Origin of the sequence: Streptomyces sp. NBC_01390 (genome assembly GCF_045040105.1) — a bacterium.
Lineage (GTDB): Bacteria > Actinomycetota > Actinomycetes > Streptomycetales > Streptomycetaceae > Streptomyces.
The window spans coordinates 9,830,831-9,850,365 of record NZ_CP109551.1 but is presented as its reverse complement, the minus strand read 5'-3'; the positions used below and the strand labels follow the sequence as shown (position 1 = coordinate 9,850,365).

Annotated in this window: 15 protein-coding genes; 3 read left to right on the top strand and 12 right to left on the bottom strand. The window is 71.3% G+C overall.

The window, feature by feature from the left end; translation table 11 throughout:
• Positions 1–73: 73 nt before the first annotated feature.
• Together OG241_RS44100 and OG241_RS44095 are read right to left on the bottom strand one after the other, a co-directional pair.
• A complete protein-coding gene (locus OG241_RS44100) occupies positions 74–1,918 on the bottom strand; it encodes a gamma-glutamyltransferase family protein (protein WP_405823928.1) in 1,845 nt (614 codons plus the stop codon).
• A gap of 106 nt (positions 1,919–2,024) precedes the next feature.
• Complete coding sequence (locus tag OG241_RS44095) at positions 2,025–2,861, bottom strand: class I SAM-dependent methyltransferase (protein ID WP_405823926.1); 837 nt, start codon at positions 2,859–2,861, stop codon at positions 2,025–2,027.
• Between the two features lie 225 nt (positions 2,862–3,086).
• Here OG241_RS44095 and OG241_RS44090 point away from each other — a divergent pair, with 225 nt between their 5' ends.
• Positions 3,087–3,749, top strand: coding sequence for a hypothetical protein (locus OG241_RS44090; RefSeq protein WP_405823924.1), 663 nt, complete (start codon positions 3,087–3,089; stop codon positions 3,747–3,749).
• Between the two features lie 51 nt (positions 3,750–3,800).
• On the opposite strand, the gene OG241_RS44085 is transcribed toward OG241_RS44090, so the two are convergent.
• From OG241_RS44085 to OG241_RS44045, 9 genes are all read right to left on the bottom strand, one after another.
• Positions 3,801–5,357 (bottom strand): NCS1 family nucleobase:cation symporter-1, encoded by a 1,557-nt coding sequence (locus OG241_RS44085; protein ID WP_405823923.1) that lies wholly within the window; start codon positions 5,355–5,357, stop codon positions 3,801–3,803.
• A 160-nt stretch (positions 5,358–5,517) separates the two neighbouring features.
• Entirely contained in the window at positions 5,518–6,537 is a 1,020-nt protein-coding gene (locus OG241_RS44080; protein WP_405823921.1) for a TIGR03842 family LLM class F420-dependent oxidoreductase, read from the bottom strand.
• A 14-nt stretch (positions 6,538–6,551) separates the two neighbouring features.
• Positions 6,552–7,955 carry a dihydropyrimidinase gene (hydA, locus tag OG241_RS44075; protein WP_405823919.1) on the bottom strand — a complete coding sequence of 468 codons (1,404 nt, stop codon included), beginning with the start codon at positions 7,953–7,955 and terminating at the stop codon, positions 6,552–6,554.
• Between the two features lie 142 nt (positions 7,956–8,097).
• Complete coding sequence (locus tag OG241_RS44070) at positions 8,098–8,940, bottom strand: nitrilase-related carbon-nitrogen hydrolase (protein ID WP_405823918.1); 843 nt, start codon at positions 8,938–8,940, stop codon at positions 8,098–8,100.
• Between the two features lie 189 nt (positions 8,941–9,129).
• The gene (locus OG241_RS44065) at positions 9,130–10,698 is read right to left on the bottom strand and encodes a PucR family transcriptional regulator (protein WP_405823917.1); all 1,569 of its coding nucleotides are present in this window, start codon (positions 10,696–10,698) and stop codon (positions 9,130–9,132) included.
• 157 nt (positions 10,699–10,855) lie between these two features.
• A complete protein-coding gene (locus tag OG241_RS44060; protein ID WP_405823915.1) occupies positions 10,856–12,139 on the bottom strand; it encodes an aspartate aminotransferase family protein in 1,284 nt (427 codons plus the stop codon).
• Positions 12,136–12,978 (bottom strand): nitrilase-related carbon-nitrogen hydrolase, encoded by an 843-nt coding sequence (locus tag OG241_RS44055; RefSeq protein ID WP_319094620.1) that lies wholly within the window; start codon positions 12,976–12,978, stop codon positions 12,136–12,138. Before OG241_RS44055 ends, OG241_RS44060 begins: the two co-directional genes overlap by 4 nt.
• 180 nt (positions 12,979–13,158) lie before the next feature.
• Positions 13,159–15,735 carry a hypothetical protein gene (locus tag OG241_RS44050; RefSeq protein ID WP_405823913.1) on the bottom strand — a complete coding sequence of 859 codons (2,577 nt, stop codon included), beginning with the start codon at positions 15,733–15,735 and terminating at the stop codon, positions 13,159–13,161.
• A 162-nt stretch (positions 15,736–15,897) separates the two neighbouring features.
• Positions 15,898–16,158 (bottom strand): helix-turn-helix domain-containing protein, encoded by a 261-nt coding sequence (locus tag OG241_RS44045; RefSeq protein ID WP_405823911.1) that lies wholly within the window; start codon positions 16,156–16,158, stop codon positions 15,898–15,900.
• Positions 16,159–16,190: 32 nt separating this feature from the next.
• Between OG241_RS44045 and map the strand changes: the two genes are divergently transcribed.
• Together map and OG241_RS44035 are read left to right on the top strand one after the other, a co-directional pair.
• Positions 16,191–16,982 carry a type I methionyl aminopeptidase gene (gene map / locus OG241_RS44040; RefSeq protein WP_405823909.1) on the top strand — a complete coding sequence of 264 codons (792 nt, stop codon included), beginning with the start codon at positions 16,191–16,193 and terminating at the stop codon, positions 16,980–16,982.
• An 11-nt stretch (positions 16,983–16,993) separates the two neighbouring features.
• Positions 16,994–17,554 carry a GNAT family N-acetyltransferase gene (locus OG241_RS44035; protein WP_405823907.1) on the top strand — a complete coding sequence of 187 codons (561 nt, stop codon included), beginning with the start codon at positions 16,994–16,996 and terminating at the stop codon, positions 17,552–17,554.
• 103 nt (positions 17,555–17,657) lie between these two features.
• Here OG241_RS44035 and ggt read toward each other — a convergent pair whose 3' ends face one another.
• Positions 17,658–19,478, bottom strand: coding sequence for a gamma-glutamyltransferase (ggt, locus tag OG241_RS44030; protein ID WP_405823905.1), 1,821 nt, complete (start codon positions 19,476–19,478; stop codon positions 17,658–17,660).
• Positions 19,479–19,535 lie beyond the last annotated feature (57 nt).

Sequence of the window (19,535 nt, the reverse complement as noted above, 5' to 3'; positions counted from 1 at the left end):
CGGGCCGGTGGACATGGGATGGAATCCGCCTGAAGACCAGGATTCGGACATCGTCCCGGATGCCCCGGACGCCTCAGCGCCCGACCGCGTACCCCTGCATCCCCCTCGGGTTCGCCGCCGCCGACAGGACACCCGTCTCGGGGTCCCGGGCGACCGCGCACAGCCGGCCCTCGGACCAGTCGTCGCCGATCGTCACGTCGTGCCCCCGGCGGCGCAGCTCCTCGATCACACCGTCCGGCATGCGGGCCTCCACGGTGACGCTGCCCGGGCGTGTGCCGCGTGGGTAGAAGGAGCCAGGGAAGCTGTCGTTGTGCCAGTTCGGGGCGTCGATCGCGCCCTGGAGGTCCAGGCCGCCCCGCACTCTGGCGCCCAGGGCGACCGCGAGGAAGAAGTGCAGCTGCCACTGGTCCTGCTGGTCCCCGCCCGGCGTACCGAACGCCAGTACCGGCACCCCGTCGCGCAGTGCGACGGAGGGCGTGAGGGTGGTCCGGGGGCGGCGGCCCGGGGTGAGGGAGTTGGGCAGGCCCTCCTCCAGCCAGGTCATCTGGAGCCGGGTGCCGAGCGGGAAGCCCAGTTCGGGTACGACGGGGTTGGACTGGAGCCAGCCGCCGCTGGGTGTGGCCGCGACCATGTTGCCCCAGCGGTCGACGACATCGACGTGGCAGGTGTCGCCCCGGGTGGAACCGTCGGCGGCGATCTCGGACTCACCGGGCACGGGGGAGGTGGGGAGCTTGGCGACGGTCGGCTCCCCAACCCCCGGAGCACCGGTCCCGGGCTCGTCCGTGCCCGGCACGCGCGCGTGTGCGCACAGTCGCGGAGTACGCCCGCCGGGGCTCCCGGGCCTGAGCTCGTGCGAGGCCACGCCACCGACGAGGGTCCGCCGGTCGGCGTTGTAGGCGTCGGACAGCAGGTCGTCGAGCGGTACGTCGGCTCCACCGGACGCGTCCCCGTACCAGGCCTCCCGGTCCGCCATGGCGAGCTTGCAGCCCTCGATCAGCAGATGGACGTAGTCGGCGGAACCGTACTGGGGCAGCTCGGCCAGCTCTGACGGGAGCAGCGCGAGCTGCTGGAGGAGGACCGGGCCCTGGCTCCAGGGGCCGGCCTTGCAGAGGGTCCAGCCGTGCCAGTCGTAGGTCGCCGGGGCCTCGTAGGCCGCGGACCAGGAGGCGAGGTCGGCGGCTGTCAGGGTGCCGGTGTGGTGCTCGCCGCTGGTGTCGAGGGTGGGCCGCGCGGACTGGCGCAGGAGCGCCTCGGCGATGAAGCCGGTGCGCCACACCTCTCGTGCCGCCTCGATCTGGGCGACGCGGTCCCCCGCCCCGGCGACCTCGGCGAGCAGTCGCTTCCAGGTGGCGGCCAGGGCGGGATTGCGGAACAGCTCGCCGGGCCGGGGCGCCCGGCCGCCGGGCAGGTAGACGTCCGCCGACGAGGTCCACTCCGTCTCGAAGAGTTCCCGCACGGTCTCGACGGTCGCGCCGACGTTCTCCACGGGTGCGTGTCCGTCCTCGGCGTACCCGATGGCGTACTTCAGGACGTCGGCGAGGGGCTTGGTGCCGTGGTCGCGGAGCAGGAGCATCCAGGCGTCGAAGGCGCCGGGCACGGCGGCGGCGAGGGGGCCGGTGCCGGGCACGAGGTCGAGGCCCAGTCCCCGGTAGTGCGTGATCGTGGCCCCGGCGGGCGGGACGCCCTGCCCGCACAGCACCCGCACCTCGCCGCCGGCCGGCGCGACGATGATCGGCACCTCACCGCCGGGTCCGTTCAGGTGCGGTTCGACGACGTGCAGGACGAAGCCCGCGGCCACGGCGGCGTCGTAGGCGTTGCCGCCGGTCTCCAGGACGGCCATCGCCGACTGGGAGGCCAGCCAGTGTGTGGAGGACACCATGCCGAAGGTGCCCTGGAGCGTGGGTCGGGTGGTGAACACGGGCGGCTCCTTCACTGCGGCACACGATCTGATGATCGTATGTAACCACCAGACCCCAGACCCCAACCCCCAGCTCCCGGCCCCGGCCCCGGCCCCCGACTCTCGACTACGGCCGACGCCGTCCCGCCGTCAGCACGTGGCCGCTCGCGCCGAGCAGCGTCGGTTCGGACTCGATGCGGCGGGTCGCGGACATGACGGCCTCACGGCGCTCAGGGTCGTCCAGCCACTCCTCGACGCCGCCCATGAGCCAGGCGACGCCCTGCAGCCCGTACTGACCCTCGGGGACGAGTCCGGCCTCGCTGAACTCGTCGGGTACCTCGGCCGGTTCGGCGAGGTAGGCGGTGGTGAACGCGCCGTGGTCCGTGCCGTGCCTGCCGTGGGTGCTGACGTCGTCGGTGCGGGCCCGCTGCGCCGGATCGAAGTAGAGCTCCTGCCTCAGCAGGCCGTGCAGCGCGGTGTAGCGGTTGATGGTGGCCGCGACGACCAGCCCCCCGGGCCGGACGGCCCGCAGCGCCTCCCCCAACGCCCGTACCCGGTCTGGCCGTTCGGGCAGGTGATAGAGCGGGCCCAGCAGCAGCACGGCGTCGTACGAGGCGTCGTCCGCGGGCAGCGCACGGGCGTCCCCGAGCCTGGCCGTGACACCGGGCAACCGCCCCGCCTGATCCACATGCAGCGGCACGGGATCGATCAGCTCGACCTCGTACCCGTCCCGCGCCAGCCACTCCGCGTGCACTCCGCTGCCCCCGCCGACGTCCAGCACCCGCGCGGGAGCCGCGGGCAGCAGCCGTCGGAGCACGTCCTGGGTCCGCCAGAACTCCAGCCGGCCGGATCCCTGCCGGATACGGGCGTCCTCCTTGCCGAGCGCGTAGTAGGCGAGGATCTCCTCGCGCACGGCGGGGAGTTCGGGGGATGTGGTCTCTGTGGCGGCCGATGAGGAAGACATACAACAAGGCTGGACAGGGCCGGAGTGACGCAAACGCTTAACGGCGCACCCCACGACCAGTTGAACCGTATCGTCATACATGAGGCCTTTGTCGGAGTTGAAATCACAGTCATCGCACGGCCACGGAGCGAGTTCGCACTTCCACCCCACAGACAGTCATGTGACACTGGCGTCCCGTCCGGAGTGCGGACCCCCCTCCGCACCGACCCCCACGAGAAGTGCGCCTTGAGCCTCCCCCTGCCGCTCGCACTCACCACCCGCCTGGCACCGGTCGCCGTGCTCGCCACGGCCGGCTGGGCGCTGTCCTCGGGCCCGCTCGCCCCCGCGCCGGCCGCCGACACCCATGACTCGGCCACCAAGGGTGCGTCCGCGTCGCCCACCGCGCCCTCGACCTCGGCGGCGACGAAGACGTTCACCGCAGCGCCCGCGCCCTGCTCGGCCGTGACCCCTGGGACGATCAAGTCCCTTGTCCCGGGCGCCAAGGCGGCCGGCAAGGAGATCCCGTCGACGGACAAGGACGCGCGCCGCACCTGCTCCTGGAACGCGCTCAAGGGGTACGACTACCGCTGGCTCGACGTGTCGTTCGAGCTGTCCGACACGGACGCTGCGGCGGAGAAGACGTACAAGGAGCGCCTGACGGAGAAGAGCGGCGGTGGAGTCGTGCCGGGGCTCGGTGACGCCGCCTATTCCGTCGTGAACCTGACCACCGAGGACAAGCAGCAGACCCGCGAGGGTGTCGTCCTGGTCCGCGCGTCGAACGCGCTGGTGGTGATCACGTACAACGGCAGTGACTTCGAGTCGAAGAAGGCGCCCAGCACGGATGTGATCAACAAGGGTGCCATCAAGGCCGCCCGGGACGCGGTGGCAGCACTGGAGGGCACCCGGTAGAACCGGCTACCCTCCGTCGCACCTCACGTCGTCACGTCGTCACGTCACGGGTCAGGCCTTCGCCTCCTCCTGCACCGCGGGCTCCGTCCCGGTCCTGCCCTGGCCGGTCGCCAGCATCAGCACCAGGTAGAGCACCATCGAGGTGCCCAGGCCCACGGCCCAGCCGTAGTCGGCCAGTGAGGACAGGGCCGGGATGGGCCGTCCGTCGATCAGCGGCGCGAAGTTGGCGCCGCCGACGGCCAGCACACCGCCGACCAGGAACGCGACGACCGCCCGCCAGTTCCAGCCGTTGTCGTACCAGTACCGTCCGCCCGCGCGGTACAGGTCGGTGAGGTCGAGCTTGCCGCGGCGCAGGATCCAGTAGTCGGCGATGAGAATGCCGGCGACCGTGCCGAGGAGACCGCCGACCAGCCCGAGCCAGGTGAAGATGTAGCCCTGCGGGTCGGAGTACAGCTTCCACGGGAAGATCAGGACGCCGAGTACGCAGGTGGCGAGCGCACCGGCCCGGAAGCTGATCTTCCGAGGAGCGATGTTGGAGAAGTCGAAGGCCGGGGAGACCAGGTTCGCCGCGACGTTCACGGAGAGGGTCGCCACCAGCACGGTGACCAGGGCGAACAGCAGCCCGAAGACGTTGTCGGTCTTGGCGGCGAGCTGGACCGGGTCCCAGATGGCCTCGCCGTACACGGCCTGCGAGCCCGAGGTGACCATGACGGACAGGAACGCGAACAGCGTCATCGTGGTCGGCAGACCGAGCGCCTGCCCCCACGTCTGGGCCTTCTGGCTCTTCCCGTACCGGGTGAAGTCCGGGATGTTCAGGGACAGCGTGGACCAGAAGCCGATCATGCCCATGAGGGCGGGCGCGAAGATCTTCCAGAAGTCCGCGCCGTAGCCGACCTTGGACGGCTGGTCGAGCAGCGGGCCGAAGCCGCCGGCCTTGCTCGCCATCCACCACAGCATCACGCCGGCGCCGAGGAGCACGAAGGGCGCGGCCCAGTTCTCGAACCGGCGGATGGTCTCCATGCCCCGGTAGATGATGGCAACCTGGATCGCCCAGAAGATGGCGAAGGACAGCCACATCGTCCATGCGTACCCGCCGATGTGCGAGGCGTTCGCCCAGCTGTCACCGATGAGCTTGCCGGCGAGGAAGTAGATCGCCTCGCCGCCGATCCAGGTCTGGATGCCGAACCAGCCGCACGCCACCAACGCCCGTACGACAGCGGGGAGGTTGGCGCCGCGCACGCCGAAGGAGGCGCGGGCGAAGACCGGGAAGGGGATGCCGTACTTGGGCCCGGCGTGCCCGGTGAGCAGCATCGGGATGAGCACGATCACGTTCGCCAGGGCGATCGTGAGCACGGCCTGCTTCCAGTCCATGCCCACGGCGATCAGACCCGAAGCGAGGGTCCAGGAGGCCGTGTTGTGGGCCATGCCCACCCAGAGAGCCGAGAAGTTGTACGTGGTCCAGGTGCGCTTCTCGACTGGAACCGGCAGCAGATCCTCGTTGGCGTACGGCCCGGTGGGAGCGGGCGCGTCGGGGGAGATCTCCACCCGGCCGTCGGGGAGGGTGAGTTGGGAGGACGGCGGTATGGCCGTGGGAGCGGTGTCGGTCATGGGCAGGCCAATCAAAGAGGTGGGTCGGGAAAGGCCGTGCGGGTGGTGGCGCGTTGGGGGATGCGCACAGGACACCCGGAGGTGTCCTGACCCCTTCCCCGGCTACCTGAACGCCGGGGAAGGGGAGTTGATGGGGAGGTAACACAGCAGCCGGTGTACGTCAGGCGTTGACGGCCGGGATGACCGTCGACCCGTAGGCGTCGATGACGGCTTCCTGGGCGTCGTGCATGTCGTAGACGGCGAACTGGTCGACGCCGAGCTCACGCAGCTTGTTGAGCTTCTCGATGTGCATCTCGGGGGTGCCGATGAGGCAGAACCGGTCGACGATCTCGTCGGGCACGAACTGGGTGTCGGGGTTGTCGGCCCGTCCGTGGTGGGAGTAGTCGTAGCCCTCGCGGGCCTTGATGTAGTCGGTGAGTTCCTCGGGTACGGCGGCGGAGTGTTCGCCGTACTTCGACACCAGGTCGGCGACGTGGTTGCCGACCATCCCGCCGAACCAGCGGCACTGGTCGCGGGCGTGGGCGAGCGCCTCGGGCGAGTCGTCCTCGGTGATGTAGGCGGGTGCGGCGACGCAGATCTTCACCTCGGACGGGTCACGTCCGGCGGCGACCGCCGCGTCCTTGACGGCCTTGACCATGTACTCGGTCAGATACAGGTCGGCGAGCTGCAGGATGAACCCGTCGGCCTCCTCGCCGGTCATCTTGAGCGCCTTGGGACCGTACGCGGCCATCCAGACGGGAAGTTCGGCCCCCGGCTTCACCCACGGGAACTTGACGACCGCACCGCCGAGGTCGGCCTCGTCGCCCCGGCCCAGCGAGCGGATGACCTTCATCGCACCGCTGATCCGGGCCAGGGTGTTGGGCGTACGGCCGGCGACACGCATCGCGGAGTCACCGCGGCCGATGCCGCAGACCGTGCGGTTGCCGAACATGTCGTTGAGGGTGGCGAAGGTGGAGGCGGTGACCTCCCAGGTGCGGGTGCCCGGGTTGGTGACCATCGGGCCGACCGTCAACTTCTCGGTGCTGGAAAGGATCTGACTGTAGATCACGAACGGTTCCTGCCACAGCACGGCGGAGTCGAAGGTCCAGCCGTACGTGAAGCCGTTGCCCTCGGCGCGCTGCATCAGCTCGATGACACGCGAAGCCGGCGGGTCGGTCTGCAGAACGAGTCCGAAGTCCATGTGTGTCGCCACTCCTAGTTGAGGTACTGACAGGTGGAGCGCGGGGTGTAGACGCCGTGGCCCGCGCGTCCGGTGAACTCCCGCTCGGTGATGACGAGTTCGCCGCGCGAGAGGACGGTCTCGACACGGCCGGTGAGCCGCTTGCCCTCGTACGCCGAGTAGTCGACGTTCATGTGGTGGGTGGCGGCGGAGACGGTCTGCTCGGCGTGCGGGTCGTAGATGACGACGTCGGCGTCGGCGCCCGGGGCGATGGTGCCCTTCTTCGGGTAGAGGCCGAACATCCGGGCCGGGGTGGCGCAGGCGATCTCGATCCAGCGGCGGCGGCTGATGTGCCCGTCGACGACGGCCTGGTGGAGGAGGTCCATGCGGTTCTCGACGCCCGGGAGCCCGTTGGGGATCTTCGAGAAGTCGCCGCGGCCCAGCTCCTTCTGGCCCTCGAAGCAGAACGGGCAGTGGTCCGTGGAGACGACCTGGAGGTCGTTGGTCCTGAGGCCCCGCCACAGGGCGGCCTGGTGATCCTTGGGCCGCAGCGGTGTGCTGCACACGTACTTCGCGCCCTCGAAGTCGGGCTCGGCGAGGTTGTCGGTCGACAGGAACAGGTACTGCGGGCAGGTCTCGCCGAAGACGTTGAGCCCCTCGTCGCGCGCCCGTGCCAGCTCGGCGACTGCCTCCTGCGCCGAGACGTGGACGACGTAGAGGGGTGCGCCGGCGACCTGTGCGAGCTTGATGGCGCGGTGGGTGGCCTCGGCTTCGAGGAGGGCCTTGCGGACCTCGCCGTGGTAGCGGGGGTCGGTCTCGCCCCGGGCGAGCGCCTGTTCGACGAGGACGTCGATCGCGATGCCGTTCTCGGCGTGCATCATGATCAGGCCGCCGTTCTCGGCGGAGCGCTGCATGGCGCGCAGGATCTGGCCGTCGTCGCTGTAGAAGACGCCCGGGTAGGCCATGAACTGCTTGAAGGAGGTGACGCCCTCCTCGACCAGCAGGTCCATCTCCTTGAGCGTGTCCTGGTTCACGTCGGAGACGATCATGTGGAAGGCGTAGTCGATGGCGCAGTTGCCGTCGGCCTTGGCGTTCCAGGTGTCGAGTCCGTCGCGCAGCGACTGGCCGACGCTCTGCACGGCGAAGTCGATGATCGTGGTCGTACCGCCCCAGGCGGCGGCCCGGGTGCCGGTCTCGAAGGTGTCCGAGGCGGCCGTACCGCCGAACGGCAGTTCCATGTGGGTGTGCGCGTCGACTCCGCCGGGGATGACGTACTTCCCGGTGGCGTCTATGGTCCGCTCGGCCGTCCAGGCCTGGGCGGCCGCGGTTCCGCTGGCGGCGAGGGCGACGATGCGGCCGTCCTCGATGAGGACGTCGGCGTGGAGTTCGTCGGACGCGGTGATGACGAGTCCGCCTCGGATGACGGTACGGCCGGTCATGGGTTCACGCTCCGTTCGGTTGTCTCGAAGGTGCGGGTTGTGTGTGGCTGGTCGCGCCCCGCGGCGGAGCCGCATATGGACGCTGCCCCGCGCCCCTGGAGGGGTGCTTCGCCCCTCCAGGGGCGCGGGAGCACCGCCGGATTTACGGCGCGGTCAGAGGGCCGTAGGCGTCCGGGCGGCGGTCGCGGAAGAACTGCCAGCGGTCGCGGACCTCGCGCATCTTGGCCAGGTCCAGGTCGCGGACGACGAGTTCGGTCTCCTTGTCGCTCGCCACCTCGCCGACGAACTGCGCCTCCGGGTCCACGAAGTACGAGGTCCCGTAGAAGTCGTTGTCGCCCAGTTCCTCGACGCCGACCCGGTTGATCGCGCCGACGAAGTACTCGTTGGCGACGGCTGCCGCCGGCTGCTCCAGCTGCCACAGGTAGGAGGACAGGCCGCGCGAGGTGGCCGACGGGTTGAAGACGATCTCGGCGCCTTCGAGGCCCAGCGCACGCCAGCCCTCCGGGAAGTGCCGGTCGTAGCAGATGTAGACGCCGATCTTGCCCACGGCGGTGTCGAAGACGGGCCAGCCGGCGTTGCCCGGGCGGAAGTAGAACTTCTCCCAGAACCCGGCGACCTGCGGGATGTGGTGCTTGCGGTACTTGCCCAGGTACGAGCCGTCCGCGTCGATCACGGCGGCCGTGTTGTAGAGGACGCCGGGCTGCTCCTCCTCGTACATCGGCAGGACGAGGACGATGCCCAGTTCCTTGGCGAGCGCCTGGAAGCGCTTGACGATCGGGCCGTTCGGAATCTGCTCGGCGTACTCGTAGAACGCCTTGTCCTGCACCTGGCAGAAGTAGGGGCCGTAGAACAGCTCCTGGAAGCACATGACTTGAGCGCCCTGCGCCGCGGCGTCGCGGACCGCCTGCTCGTGGACCTGGATCATCGACTCCTTGTCGCCCGTCCAGGCAGTCTGGAAAATGGCGGCGCGAATCACCCTGCTCATCGGGACCTCCGGTCACTCGGTGTACGGCGAGCCTAGGAAGCCCGGAGATCGGGTTTGAGTTGCACGGTGTCACGCCTGCGGACGCTTCGCGTTCCACGGTGTCACCCTGGCGTCGGCCCATGTTTCACCACTGTTTTCCCTGGTCCTCTGATGTTTCGGAGCGGTAAGACGGAGCGCTGGAGAGTGCGGTCATCGACCTTGCTGGGCGTCGTGCGCGAGGAGCGCGATATGCACGGAGGCGGCCTGCTCGAAGTCGTCGAGATCGAGCCCGAGCCGCGTCTCTATCGCCTCCAGCCGCCGGTAGAGCGCCGGGCGCGACACATGATGAAGTTGCGCGGTACGAGATTTGTTGCGCCCGGTGGCGAGATAGGTCCGGAGCACCGGCAGCAGCTCGGACTCGCCCTCGGCCCCGCACAGCAGTCCGTCGAGCTCCCGCTCCGCGAACGCCTGCACGTGCGGATCGTCCCGCAGCAGCCGGACAAGGCCGCGCAGCCGTACGTCCCTCAGGTGCACCAGCACCGGCAGTTCCTGCCCCGCCGGGGTGTCCGCGACGGCCGCGGCGACGTGCAGCGCCTCGCGCAGTCCGGTGGGCACGTCGTCCCAGCTGGCGAGTGCCCCGGCGGCGGCCACGACGGTCCTGCCCCCGCCGGTCTCCGTGCGCAGCCGGAGCGCGAAGTGCGCGGCCAGCGCCTTGGCGTCCTGGTCGCGGGCCAGGCTCAGCAGGACGGCGGTGGCGTCGTCGGCCAGCTCGGCGACCAGCCCGGGCAGCCCCAACAGCCGCAGTACGCGGTCGAGTTCGGCGGGGTCACCGTCCCGCACGACGAGCGGCACGAAGGTCCGCCGGTTGACGGGCAGCCCGGCGGCCCGCGCCCGCGGCAGCAGCTGCCGAGCCGGTACGACGCCGCTCACCAGGTCCGTCAGCAGGCTCTGGGCGGACTGCTCCTCCCAGGTGCGCACGGAGCCCCCGAGCATGCGGTGCAGGACGAGTGCCTCGGCGGCCCGGTCGGCGAGGAGCCGTCCGGTGGCGGCGTCACCCCGGTAGCCGCAGAGCACGATCCGCCCCCAGCGTTCCCCGCGTCCGCCCAGCTCGGCCCGGATCCAGCCGTCGCCCTCGCTCCCGCCGGCCTGCCGGGAGATGCGCTCCCAGTCGCGCAGCACGTCGTCGACCGCCGACCGCTCCCCCGAGGTGGCGAGGACCCGGTGGGCGAGGTTGGTGACGACGACGGGACAGGCGCTGTGCGAGGCAACTTCGTCGAGAAGACTTTGCAGCGGGGCGCCGGAGGTGATGAGCCCCGTGAGAGCGGTCCGCACCGCCTCGGACAGGCTCACGGCGGCGAACTTCCGCCGTACGAGCCGCGACTGGACCTCCTCCGTCAACTCCGCGAAGGGGGACGGCCGATGGAGCACCACCATCGGCAGTCCGCACCGCTCGGCCGCGCGTCGCATCACGTCCGGCGGCGAGGGGAAGGCCCGCCCGAGCCCGAGGACGACGGCGGCGGCCTCCGCCCGGTGCAGCGACCGGATGTACTCGGCCTGGGCCTCCTCGTCCCCCGCGAGCAGCACCCCGGTCGTGAGGATCATCTCGCCGCCGCTCAGCATCACGCCGACGTCGGCGGCCTCGGCGACATGCACCCAGCGCACGGCCCGGTCGAGCTGGCCGGCTCCGGCCACCACCTCGGGCTCCCCGGCGAGCACCCGTTCCAGGCCGAGGACCTGACGGACCGACAGGGCGGGTTCCAAGGTGGTGGTCGAAAGCATGACGATCTTCCCCTTTTTCTGTGGCTCGGTTCGCCTCCGGGGCGCTCCAGCCTGTGTCGAGAGCCCGACCGTGCTCGACCCTGCGGGCCTCCGCGCGCTCGAACTCTCGGCACAGGCGCGCCCCTTCGGCTCACTCGCCCTTACTCAGGTTCTGCTACTAGGTGCTCCTCAGAGCACGTTCGAGGATCGCGGCGCCCTCCTCGGCCTCCGCGACGGTGAGGGACAGTGGCGGTGCGATGCGCAGCGCGCTGGTGTTGTGGCCGCCCCCCTTGCCGAGGAGCAGCCCCTCCTCCCGGGCCGCTTCGAGCACGGCGGCGGCGGTCTCCGGGTCGGCGGTGTCGGTACCGGGCTTGACCAGCTCGACGCCGATCATCAGCCCGCGTCCACGGACCTCCCGTACGCCCGGAAGCTGTGCGGCGACGGCCCGCAGCCGTTCGATGAGGAGTCCGCCGACGCGCCGGGCGTTGCCCTGGAGGTCGTGTTCCAGGAGGTGGTTGAGGTTGGCGAGGCCTGCCGCCATGGTGATCTGGGTGCCGCCGAAGGTCGAGATGGAGTTGGAGTCGAGGCAGTTCATGATCTCGGCGCGGGCCACGACCCCGCCGATGGACATGCCGTTGCCGATGCCCTTGGCGAAGGTGAGGATGTCCGGCGGACCGTTCTCCGCGTGCGCCTGCCAGCCCCAGAAGTGCTCGCCGGTGCGTCCCCAGCCGGTCTGCACCTCGTCGGCGATCCACAGGATGCCGCGCTCGGCCAGCACCTCGCGGAAGGCCGCGTACAGCCCGTCGGGCGGCGAGGTGAAGCCGCCGACACCCTGGATGGGTTCGGCGATCAGGGCCGCGGGCGGACGGACGTGCCCGAGCAGGTCCTCCAGGTCGTCGACGCAGGCGGCGATGAACTCGGCGTCGCTCAGATCGGCGTACGGACCACGGGTGCGGACGCCGCCGTGGACGTACAGGGTCTGGAGCGGGGACAGGGAGGTCGGGGACCAGCCCTTGTTGCCGGTGATGCCGACCGTGCTGAAGGAGCGGCCGTGGTAGCTGTTGCGCATCGCCAGGATCTGGTTGCTGCGCCGGTAGGAGGTGGCGAGGAGCAGCGCCGTGTCGTTCGCTTCCGTACCGGAGGTGGTGAAGAAGACGCGCGCGTCCGGGATGCCGGACAGCTCGGCGACGCGCTCGGCGAGTTCGACCATCGGCCGGTTGAGATACAGGGTGGACGAGTGGATGATCCGCCCGGCCTGTTCACTGACCGCCTTGGTGATCTCGGGCAGGGCGTGCGCGGTCATCGTGGTGAGGATGCCGCCGAAGAAGTCGAGGTACCGGTTCCCGTCCGCGTCCCACACGTGCCGGCCCTCGCCGTGTGTGATCTCGATCGGGTCGGCGTAGTAGAGGGCGAGCCAGTCCGGCAGAACCGCCTTGTGACGCCCGTACAGATCACCGCTCACGGCTGCACCAGCCCTTCGTACGCGTCCGGCCGCCGGTCCCGGTAGAAGGCCCACTGCTGCCGGACTTCCTCGATGAGATCGAAATCAAGATCCCGCACGACGAGTTCCTCGTCCTTGTCGCTCGCGACCTCGCCGACGAACTGGCCGCGCGGGTTCACGAAGTACGAGGTCCCGTAGAAGTCGTTGTCCCCGTACTCCTCCTGGCCGACCCGGTTGATGGCGGCGACGAAGTACTCGTTGGCGACGGCCGCGGCCGGCTGCTCCAGTTGCCACAGGTGGGAGGAGAGGCCCCGGTGGGTCGCGGACGGGTTGTAGACGAGCTGAGCGCCGTTCAGGCCGAGCTGACGCCAGCCCTCCGGGAAGTGCCGGTCGTAGCAGATGTACACGCCGACCTTCCCGACGGCCGTCTCGAAGACGGGCCATCCGAGGTTGCCGGGCTTGAAGTAGTACTTCTCCCAGAAGCCCTTGACCTGCGGAATGTGGTGTTTGCGGTACTTGCCGAGGTAGGTCCCGTCGGCGTCGATCACGGCCGCGGTGTTGTAGTAGAACCCGGACTGCTCGACCTCGAACACGGGTACGACGATGACCATTCCGGTCTCGCGCGCCAGCTCCCGCATCCGGGTGACGGTCGGCCCGTCGGGGACGGGCTCGGCCCAGCGGTAGTGCTCGGGCTCCTGGACCTGACAGAAGTAGGGCGCGTTGAAGACTTCCTGGAATCCGATGACCTTGGCGCCCTGCCGGGCAGCCTCACGGGCGTGCTCCACGTGCTTGGCGACCATGGACTCGGTGTCACCGGTCCAGGTGGCCTGGACCAGAGCGGCACGTACGACGTTGGCCATGACCTGCTCCTTCGGCTGGACGTCAGAGAGCCTCTACGCCCGTAGACAAGGTCACAAAGGTCGTAGGGGCTTGAAAGTAAGCCTCCGGAGGAGCCTTGCCAAGACCATCGTCGTTAACCCGCGGAGTCGATCACGTTTCACACTCCTGTGGGCGAGTCGCGGGCAGCCGGGCCAGCCCGGTCAGGCGCTGTGCCCGGCGACCCGGAGGGCGTGCACCAGATCCCAGTACCGGTCCTCGGAGGCACCCCGGGCCGCCTCCAGGAGCAGGGGTACGAGGCGCTGCGGGTCGGCGGCGACACTGCGGGCGGCCTCCTCGGGGGTGCGGACCCGGACGTACGCGTCGAGCAGTGCACGCACCTCGCGCCGCCTGCCGTCCTCGGCGAGCCGGAGCACAGCCTCGCCCACCTCCTGGGCCGGCCGCGCCATGCCCTGGCGCAGTATCTGCTCACCGTCGGTGGCCCGCCCCGCCGCGACGAGCGCGTCGGCGGCGGCGACCAGCCGGTCGGCCGGCAGCGAGGCGGCCTCCCAGAGCAGGGTCGCCCAGTCGGCGCCGAGCCCCGCGCGGTGCAGTTCGGCGGCGAGCAGCGGAAAGCGGGCGGCGGGCCACTGGGACGCCTCCACGAGCAGCGCGTGCGCCTCGCCGGTGCGTCCCTCGCCGCGTAGTCGTACGAGGGTGCGGACGGTGTCGATGGTGTCGTGCCGGGCGTCGTCGTCCAGCGCCTCCCGCACCGGTGTCGCGGACTTGGCGGCAGCGGCGGCCCCGGCGAACCGCGCCCCGCGCGGGGCGCGTCGGCCCGGGGTCGCGGCGGGCGCGGGCATCGTCGGCGCCAGGGTGGGGTCGACGGTGGGCGTGGTGCCGGTGTCCGCGTCGTCGATCATCCCGGCGAACCGGGCACTGCCACGGGTACGGCGTTTGGCGCGCTGCTTGGAGGCGGGGCGGGGGTCCGCGGGCTCGGGCTCGGGGGCAGGGGGCTCGTACCAGTCGGCGGGAAGCTGAGGGGGTGTGGTGCGCTCGGCCGAGTCCCCGGTGCCACCGGGAGCGTCGGCCTGCCGGGCGCCGTCAGGGTCGTCCCCCTGCCCGGAGCGCCGACCGCCGTCACGCCCGACGAAGACACCGTCGCCGGTGTCCGGTCCGCCGGAGCCTAGGTCCTCGCCCCGGCGGGCGCCGTCCTGCTCGGCCGCCCGGCCGTCGCGCCAGGCGGGTCCGCCGTCGCCGGAATCCCGGCGGCCGGCGCCGAGACCGTCGCCGTAGGCGGCGGGGTTGGCCCCGCCATCGCCGGCCAGGCGGCTGACGCCGTCTCGCCAGGCGGGTGGGGTGCCGTCGACGTCCCGTTGGCCGGAGCCGCGGTCGTCGCCGTAGCCGGCAGGGTTGGCCCCGTCCCGGTCGGCTGCGCGGCCGGCGCCGTCGTGCCAGGCGGGGGCCCCGTCGCCGGGCCCCTGGCGGCCGAGGGCGCGGTCGTCGCCGAAGGCGATCGCGCGGGCGCCGTCCCGGTCGTCTGTCCGGCCGGCGCCGTCGCGCCACGTGGGTGGGGTGCCGTCGGCGTCCCGTTGGCCAGAACCACGGTCGCCGCCGTAGCCGGCGCCCTCACGCCAGGCGGAGGAGTCGTCGCCGGAACCCGGACCCTGGGGGCCGCGGTCGTCGCCGAAGGCGGCCGGGCGAGCGCCATCCCGGTCGGCGCCGCCGCGCCACGCGGAGGCGCTCTCGCCGGAGTTTCGGCGTCCTGGGCCGAGATCGTCGTTCTTGCGGGCGCCGTCCCGCCAGGCGGGAGCCTCCCCGTCGGAACCCTGGCGTCCGGGGTCGCGTTCGGTGCCGTAGGCGGTCGAGCGGGTGGCGTCCGCGTCGGTCGGGCGGCCGGAACCGGTACGCCACGTGCCGGTCTCGTCGCCGGGACCCGGGCCCCCAGCTGCTCGGTCGGCGCCGTAGGCGGTCGGGCGGGTGCCGGCCTCGTCGGGCGCGCGGCCGGAACCGGTACGCCATGCGCGGGCCTCGTCGCCGAGGGCTCGGGCGGCGGCTTCGTCGGTGGGGTGGCTGGGGCCGCGGGGGCCGTCGCGCCACGCCGGTGCGTCGTCGTACCAGGCGGCCGGGGTGCCCGCCGGGTGCTGTTCGTCCGGGTGGGTGCGTTGGCGCGGCAGGGGCAGGGGGTCGCCCGCAGGCACGTCGGCGGAGTGCGGGGTGTGCTGGACGCGGCCGGTGAACAGGTCGGCCTCGTCGTCGCGGTCGCGGTGCGCGAAGGGCGCCCGGCTCACCGCCCTGCGGGCCAACTGGTCGAGGCGGTAACGGAGTTCGACGCAGCGGGCGGAGGCGCGCTCGTGGTCGTCGTGGGCCCAGGCCAGGTCGAGGCGGAGGCTCTCGGCCTCCTCGTGGCTGGCGGCGGAGGCGAGCGACCGCCCCAGCTCGGCGAGCCGTTCGGCGGCGTACTTCTGTTCCCGGAGCATCACGTCGAGCCGGTCCCCGAGGGTGTCTCGGGCGCCGAGGAGGGTGTCGAACGCGGCGAGCGCGGCCTGGTGCAGGGCACGTGCCTGCTCGGCCTCCGAGGCGACGGCGGCCGTTCCGTACTCCGCGGCGAGATCCTGGAGCAGCGCGTCCACAACGTCCCAGGGCGGCACCTCGGACCCCTCCAGACAGGCCCGCATACCGTCGGGGTCGCGCTGCCAGAACACGCCGCACCAGCCCGCGTCCTGATCGAGACGGGCCAGCAGGCCGTTCAGATACCGCGCGAACTCCCGCACCTGCCCCGGGAGTTGTTCCACCGCCATGACGTCCACCCCATGCCCGACCGGAGTTCTCCGCCCCGTAGAAAACACCAACCGTGTTACGGATGGGCTACGAAGGGTTTTCGGACCGGACGCAGAGTACCGCGCGCCCAGCGGAACGTGACGTGAACCACTGACACATTGGCCGGAACCGCCCCACGAGGCTCACGCCGCGACCGGGGCCGACGGCTCGCACCGCCCGACGAGTTCGTCCATGGACAGTCCGAGGACCCGCGCCAGCGCCGCGACCGTGAAGAAGGCCGGGGTCGGCGCACGGCCGGTCTCGATCTTACGGAGGGTCTCGGCGGAGATACCGGCGTGCGCCGCGATCTGCGCCATGCTGCGACCGCCACGCGCCTCGCGCAGCAACCGGCCCAGCCGCTCGCCGCGTTCACGCTCTTCGGGGGTGAGAGGAGTGCGTACCATGCCACCATTCTAATACCGGTATAGTAATTGGCATGGTGGAACTTAAGACAGACACAGCCATTGATGCCATGTACGACGCGGGTCAGGTGGTCGGCAGCGGCCTGACCGCCGTCCGGGAAGCCGCTGACGTGGGCGTTTCCCTGCGGGAGCTGGACGCGGTGGCGCACGAGGTGCTGCGTGCGGCCGGAGCGACCTCCCCCTTCCTCGGCTACCGCCCCTCCTTCGCGCCCACCCCGTTCCCGGCGGTGCTCTGCGTCTCGGTGAACGACGCGATCGTGCACGGCATCCCGGACGACTACCGGCTGCGCGACGGCGACCTCGTCTCCGCCGACTTCGGCGCCGAACTGGGCGGCTGGGCAGGGGACTCGGCGATCAGCTTCATCGTGGGCGAGCCGCACCCGGCCGACGTACGGCTCGTCGAGACCGCCGAGCGGGCCCTCGCCGCCGGCATCGCGGCAGCGGTCGTCGGCAACCGCATCGGCGACATCGCGCACGCGATCGGCCAGGTGTGCCGTACGGCGGGCTACGGCATCCCGGACGGCTTCGGCGGCCACGGAATCGGCCGCCGTATGCACGAGGACCCCCCGGTCCCCAACGAGGGCCGCCCCGGCCGGGGCATGCCGCTGCGCCCCGGCCTGGTCCTGGCGATCGAGCCCATGCTGATCGGCAGCGGCAAGGACGGCTACTACGAAGCCCCGGACGGCTGGACCCTCCGCACGAACGACGGCTCCCGCGCGGCCCACGCGGAACACACGGTGGCGATCACCGAATCCGGGCCCCGGATCCTCACGGCACGCCAGGACGCCCACACGAGCCGGGCGTAACGTACGGCTCCATGCGCATCAGGAACGGCACTTCGGCGGACACGGAGAGCATCGCGGCCCTGCACACGGCCAGCTGGCGCAGCGCGTACACCGCGCTCATGCCCGCCGCGTACCTGGCCGGCCCGCTGGCGGCGGAGCACCTCGCCAAGTGGCGGGCCCGCACGGACGGCCTGTCACCCGGCCGATGCCTCCTGCTGGCCGAACAGGACGGCGAACTCCGCGGCTTCATCCACCTGGACACGGCCCCGGACGGGCGGGTCCACGTGGACAACCTGCACGCCCGCCCGGACCACGTCGGCACCGGCATCGGCCGCACCCTGCTCCACCACGGCTTCGCCTGGGCCGCCCGCCACCATCCCGGCCAGGACGTCTACCTGGAGGTCCTGGCCGGCAACACCCGCGCGATCGCGTTCTACGAGCGAGCGGGCGGCCTGCGCACGGCCGAACGCCCACTGCGGATGACCGCGGGCTTCACGGTGCGGGAGATCGAGTACACGTGGCCGGCGGCGACGGTCCGCGGCTACGAGGGCGGGCGGTGGGCTTCGAACACGCCGCCGCCCGCTGCCGGCTGACCGAGGACGCCGAGGGCACACGAGTACGCCTGATCCGCCGCGCGGGCCGGGTCACGAGGGCGGGCGGCCTCGAACACACCGACGCCGCCCGCCCTCCGCCGACCTACGACGCCGGCCGCACCACCATCGCCGACCCGCCACCGCGTCGTACCGTCTCGGCGGCGGCCAGCCACTTCCCGTTCGGCAGCCGCTGCACGCCGGTCGCCGCGCCGATCTCGGGGTTGAGCCGGAAGCCGTGGCCGATCGCCTCCAGCTTCGTCCTCAACTCGCTGTTCCACAGCCCCGGTTCGAGCTCGGTGGTCGTCTGGTTGCGCTGGCTCGCGCGGGGTGCCGCGATCGCGTCGACCAGCGGGAGCCCCCGGTCGAGGAAGCCCGTCAGGGTCTGCAGGACGGTCGTGATGATGGTCGCGCCCCCGGGCGATCCGAGAGCCACCACCGGCTTGCCGTGGGCATCCAGGACGATCGTCGGGGACATCGACGAGCGCGGCCGCTTGCCCGGGCCCGGCAGGTTCGGGTCATGGACGGCGGGGCTGGCCGGGGCGAAGGAGAAGTCCGTCAGCTCGTTGTTGAGGAGGAAACCGCAACCCGGGACGGTGATGCCGCTGCCGCCGGTCTGCTCGATGGTCAGCGTGTAGGACACGATGTTGCCCCACTTGTCGGCCACCGTCAGATGCGTGGTGTTCTCGCCCTCGTACGTCGTCGGCGCCGCGACACCGGTGCTCGCGCAGGCCGTCGGGTGACGCGGGTCCCCGGGCGCGACCGGGCTCGTCAGCACCGCGTCGTCCTTGATCAGGCACTCCCGCGAGTCGGCGTACGACTGCGACAGCAGCTCCTTCGTCGGTACGTCCTCGAAGGCCGGGTCGCCCACCCAACGCCCCCGGTCCGCGAAGGCGATCCGGCTCGCCTCGATGTAGCGGTGCAGGAACTGGACGTCGCTCGCCTTCGAAAGGTCCGTCTTCTCAAGGATGTTGAGGGCCTCACCGACCGTCGTCCCGCCCGACGAGGAGGGTGCCATCGAGTAGACGCCCAGGCCGCGATACGACGTCTTCGTGGGCGCCTGGCGCTTCGCCCGGTACGCCGCCAGGTCCTTCAGCGACAGCTCGCCCGGACGCGCGTTGTAGCCCGAACCCGGGTCCACCGGCGGCTTGTTGACCGTGTCGACGATCTCCTTCGCCAACTTCCCCCGGTACAGGGCGCCGACGCCCTTGCTGCCCAACTCCTCGTACGTACGCGCCAGATCGGGGTTCTTGAAGGTCGCCCCGACCACCGGCAGCGCACCGCCCGGCAGGAACAGCTTCGCCGTGTCGGGGAAGTTCCTGAACCGCGCCTCGTTGGACGCGGTCTGCGAGCGGAACGTGTCGTCCACCGTGAAGCCGTCGCGGGCGAGCCGCTCCGCCGGCTTCAGCAGCGTCCCGAGCCGCTGACTGCCCCAACTGTCCAGCGCCGCCTGCCAGGTCGCGGGCGTGCCCGGCGTACCGACGCCCAGTCCGCTCGTGACGGCGTCGGCGAAGGCGATCGGCTGCCCGTTCTCCAGGAACAGACCCGAGTCCGCCGTAAGGGGTGCCGTCTCGCGGCCGTCGATCGTGCGTACCGTACGGGACTTGGCGTCGTAGTAGACGAAGTAGCCGCCACCGCCGACACCGTTGGAGTAGGGCTCCGTGACGCCGAGCGCGGCGGCCGTGGCGACGGCCGCGTCCACCGCGTTGCCGCCCTTGCGCAGGATCTCGATCCCGGCGGCCGAGGCGTCCGCGTCCACACTGGCCACGACACCTCCGTAGCCGACGGCGACCGGGACCTTCTTCGCAGACGTACCCCCGGGCGCGTCCGTGGACGGGGCCGCGGCGGGCGGGGCCGCCGCCCCCACCGACATCACGACAGCCGAAACCGCCAGGACCGCCAGACTTCGCGCGACAGGGCGACGCATCAATACCTCCAGTCAATGACCGTCCGCGCAGCGTAACTTCATCGCCGCGGTCCCGTA

Bases quoted from the DNA above. Each gene is read 5' to 3' on its own strand.
- OG241_RS44045 (WP_405823911.1), bottom strand. From the start codon at position 16,158: ATGGTACGCACTCCTCTCACCCCCGAAGAGCGTGAACGCGGCGAGCGG.
- hydA (WP_405823919.1), bottom strand. From the start codon at position 7,955: ATGACCGGCCGTACCGTCATCCGAGGCGGACTCGTCATCACCGCGTCC.
- OG241_RS44070 (WP_405823918.1), bottom strand. From the start codon at position 8,940: ATGAGCAGGGTGATTCGCGCCGCCATTTTCCAGACTGCCTGGACGGGC.
- map (WP_405823909.1), top strand. From the start codon at position 16,191: ATGGTGGAACTTAAGACAGACACAGCCATTGATGCCATGTACGACGCG.
- OG241_RS44085 (WP_405823923.1), bottom strand. From the start codon at position 5,357: ATGACCGACACCGCTCCCACGGCCATACCGCCGTCCTCCCAACTCACC.
- OG241_RS44080 (WP_405823921.1), bottom strand. From the start codon at position 6,537: ATGGACTTCGGACTCGTTCTGCAGACCGACCCGCCGGCTTCGCGTGTC.
- OG241_RS44095 (WP_405823926.1), bottom strand. From the start codon at position 2,861: ATGTCTTCCTCATCGGCCGCCACAGAGACCACATCCCCCGAACTCCCC.
- OG241_RS44035 (WP_405823907.1), top strand. From the start codon at position 16,994: ATGCGCATCAGGAACGGCACTTCGGCGGACACGGAGAGCATCGCGGCC.
- OG241_RS44050 (WP_405823913.1), bottom strand. From the start codon at position 15,735: ATGGCGGTGGAACAACTCCCGGGGCAGGTGCGGGAGTTCGCGCGGTAT.
- ggt (WP_405823905.1), bottom strand. From the start codon at position 19,478: ATGCGTCGCCCTGTCGCGCGAAGTCTGGCGGTCCTGGCGGTTTCGGCT.
- OG241_RS44065 (WP_405823917.1), bottom strand. From the start codon at position 10,698: ATGCTTTCGACCACCACCTTGGAACCCGCCCTGTCGGTCCGTCAGGTC.
- OG241_RS44055 (WP_319094620.1), bottom strand. From the start codon at position 12,978: ATGGCCAACGTCGTACGTGCCGCTCTGGTCCAGGCCACCTGGACCGGT.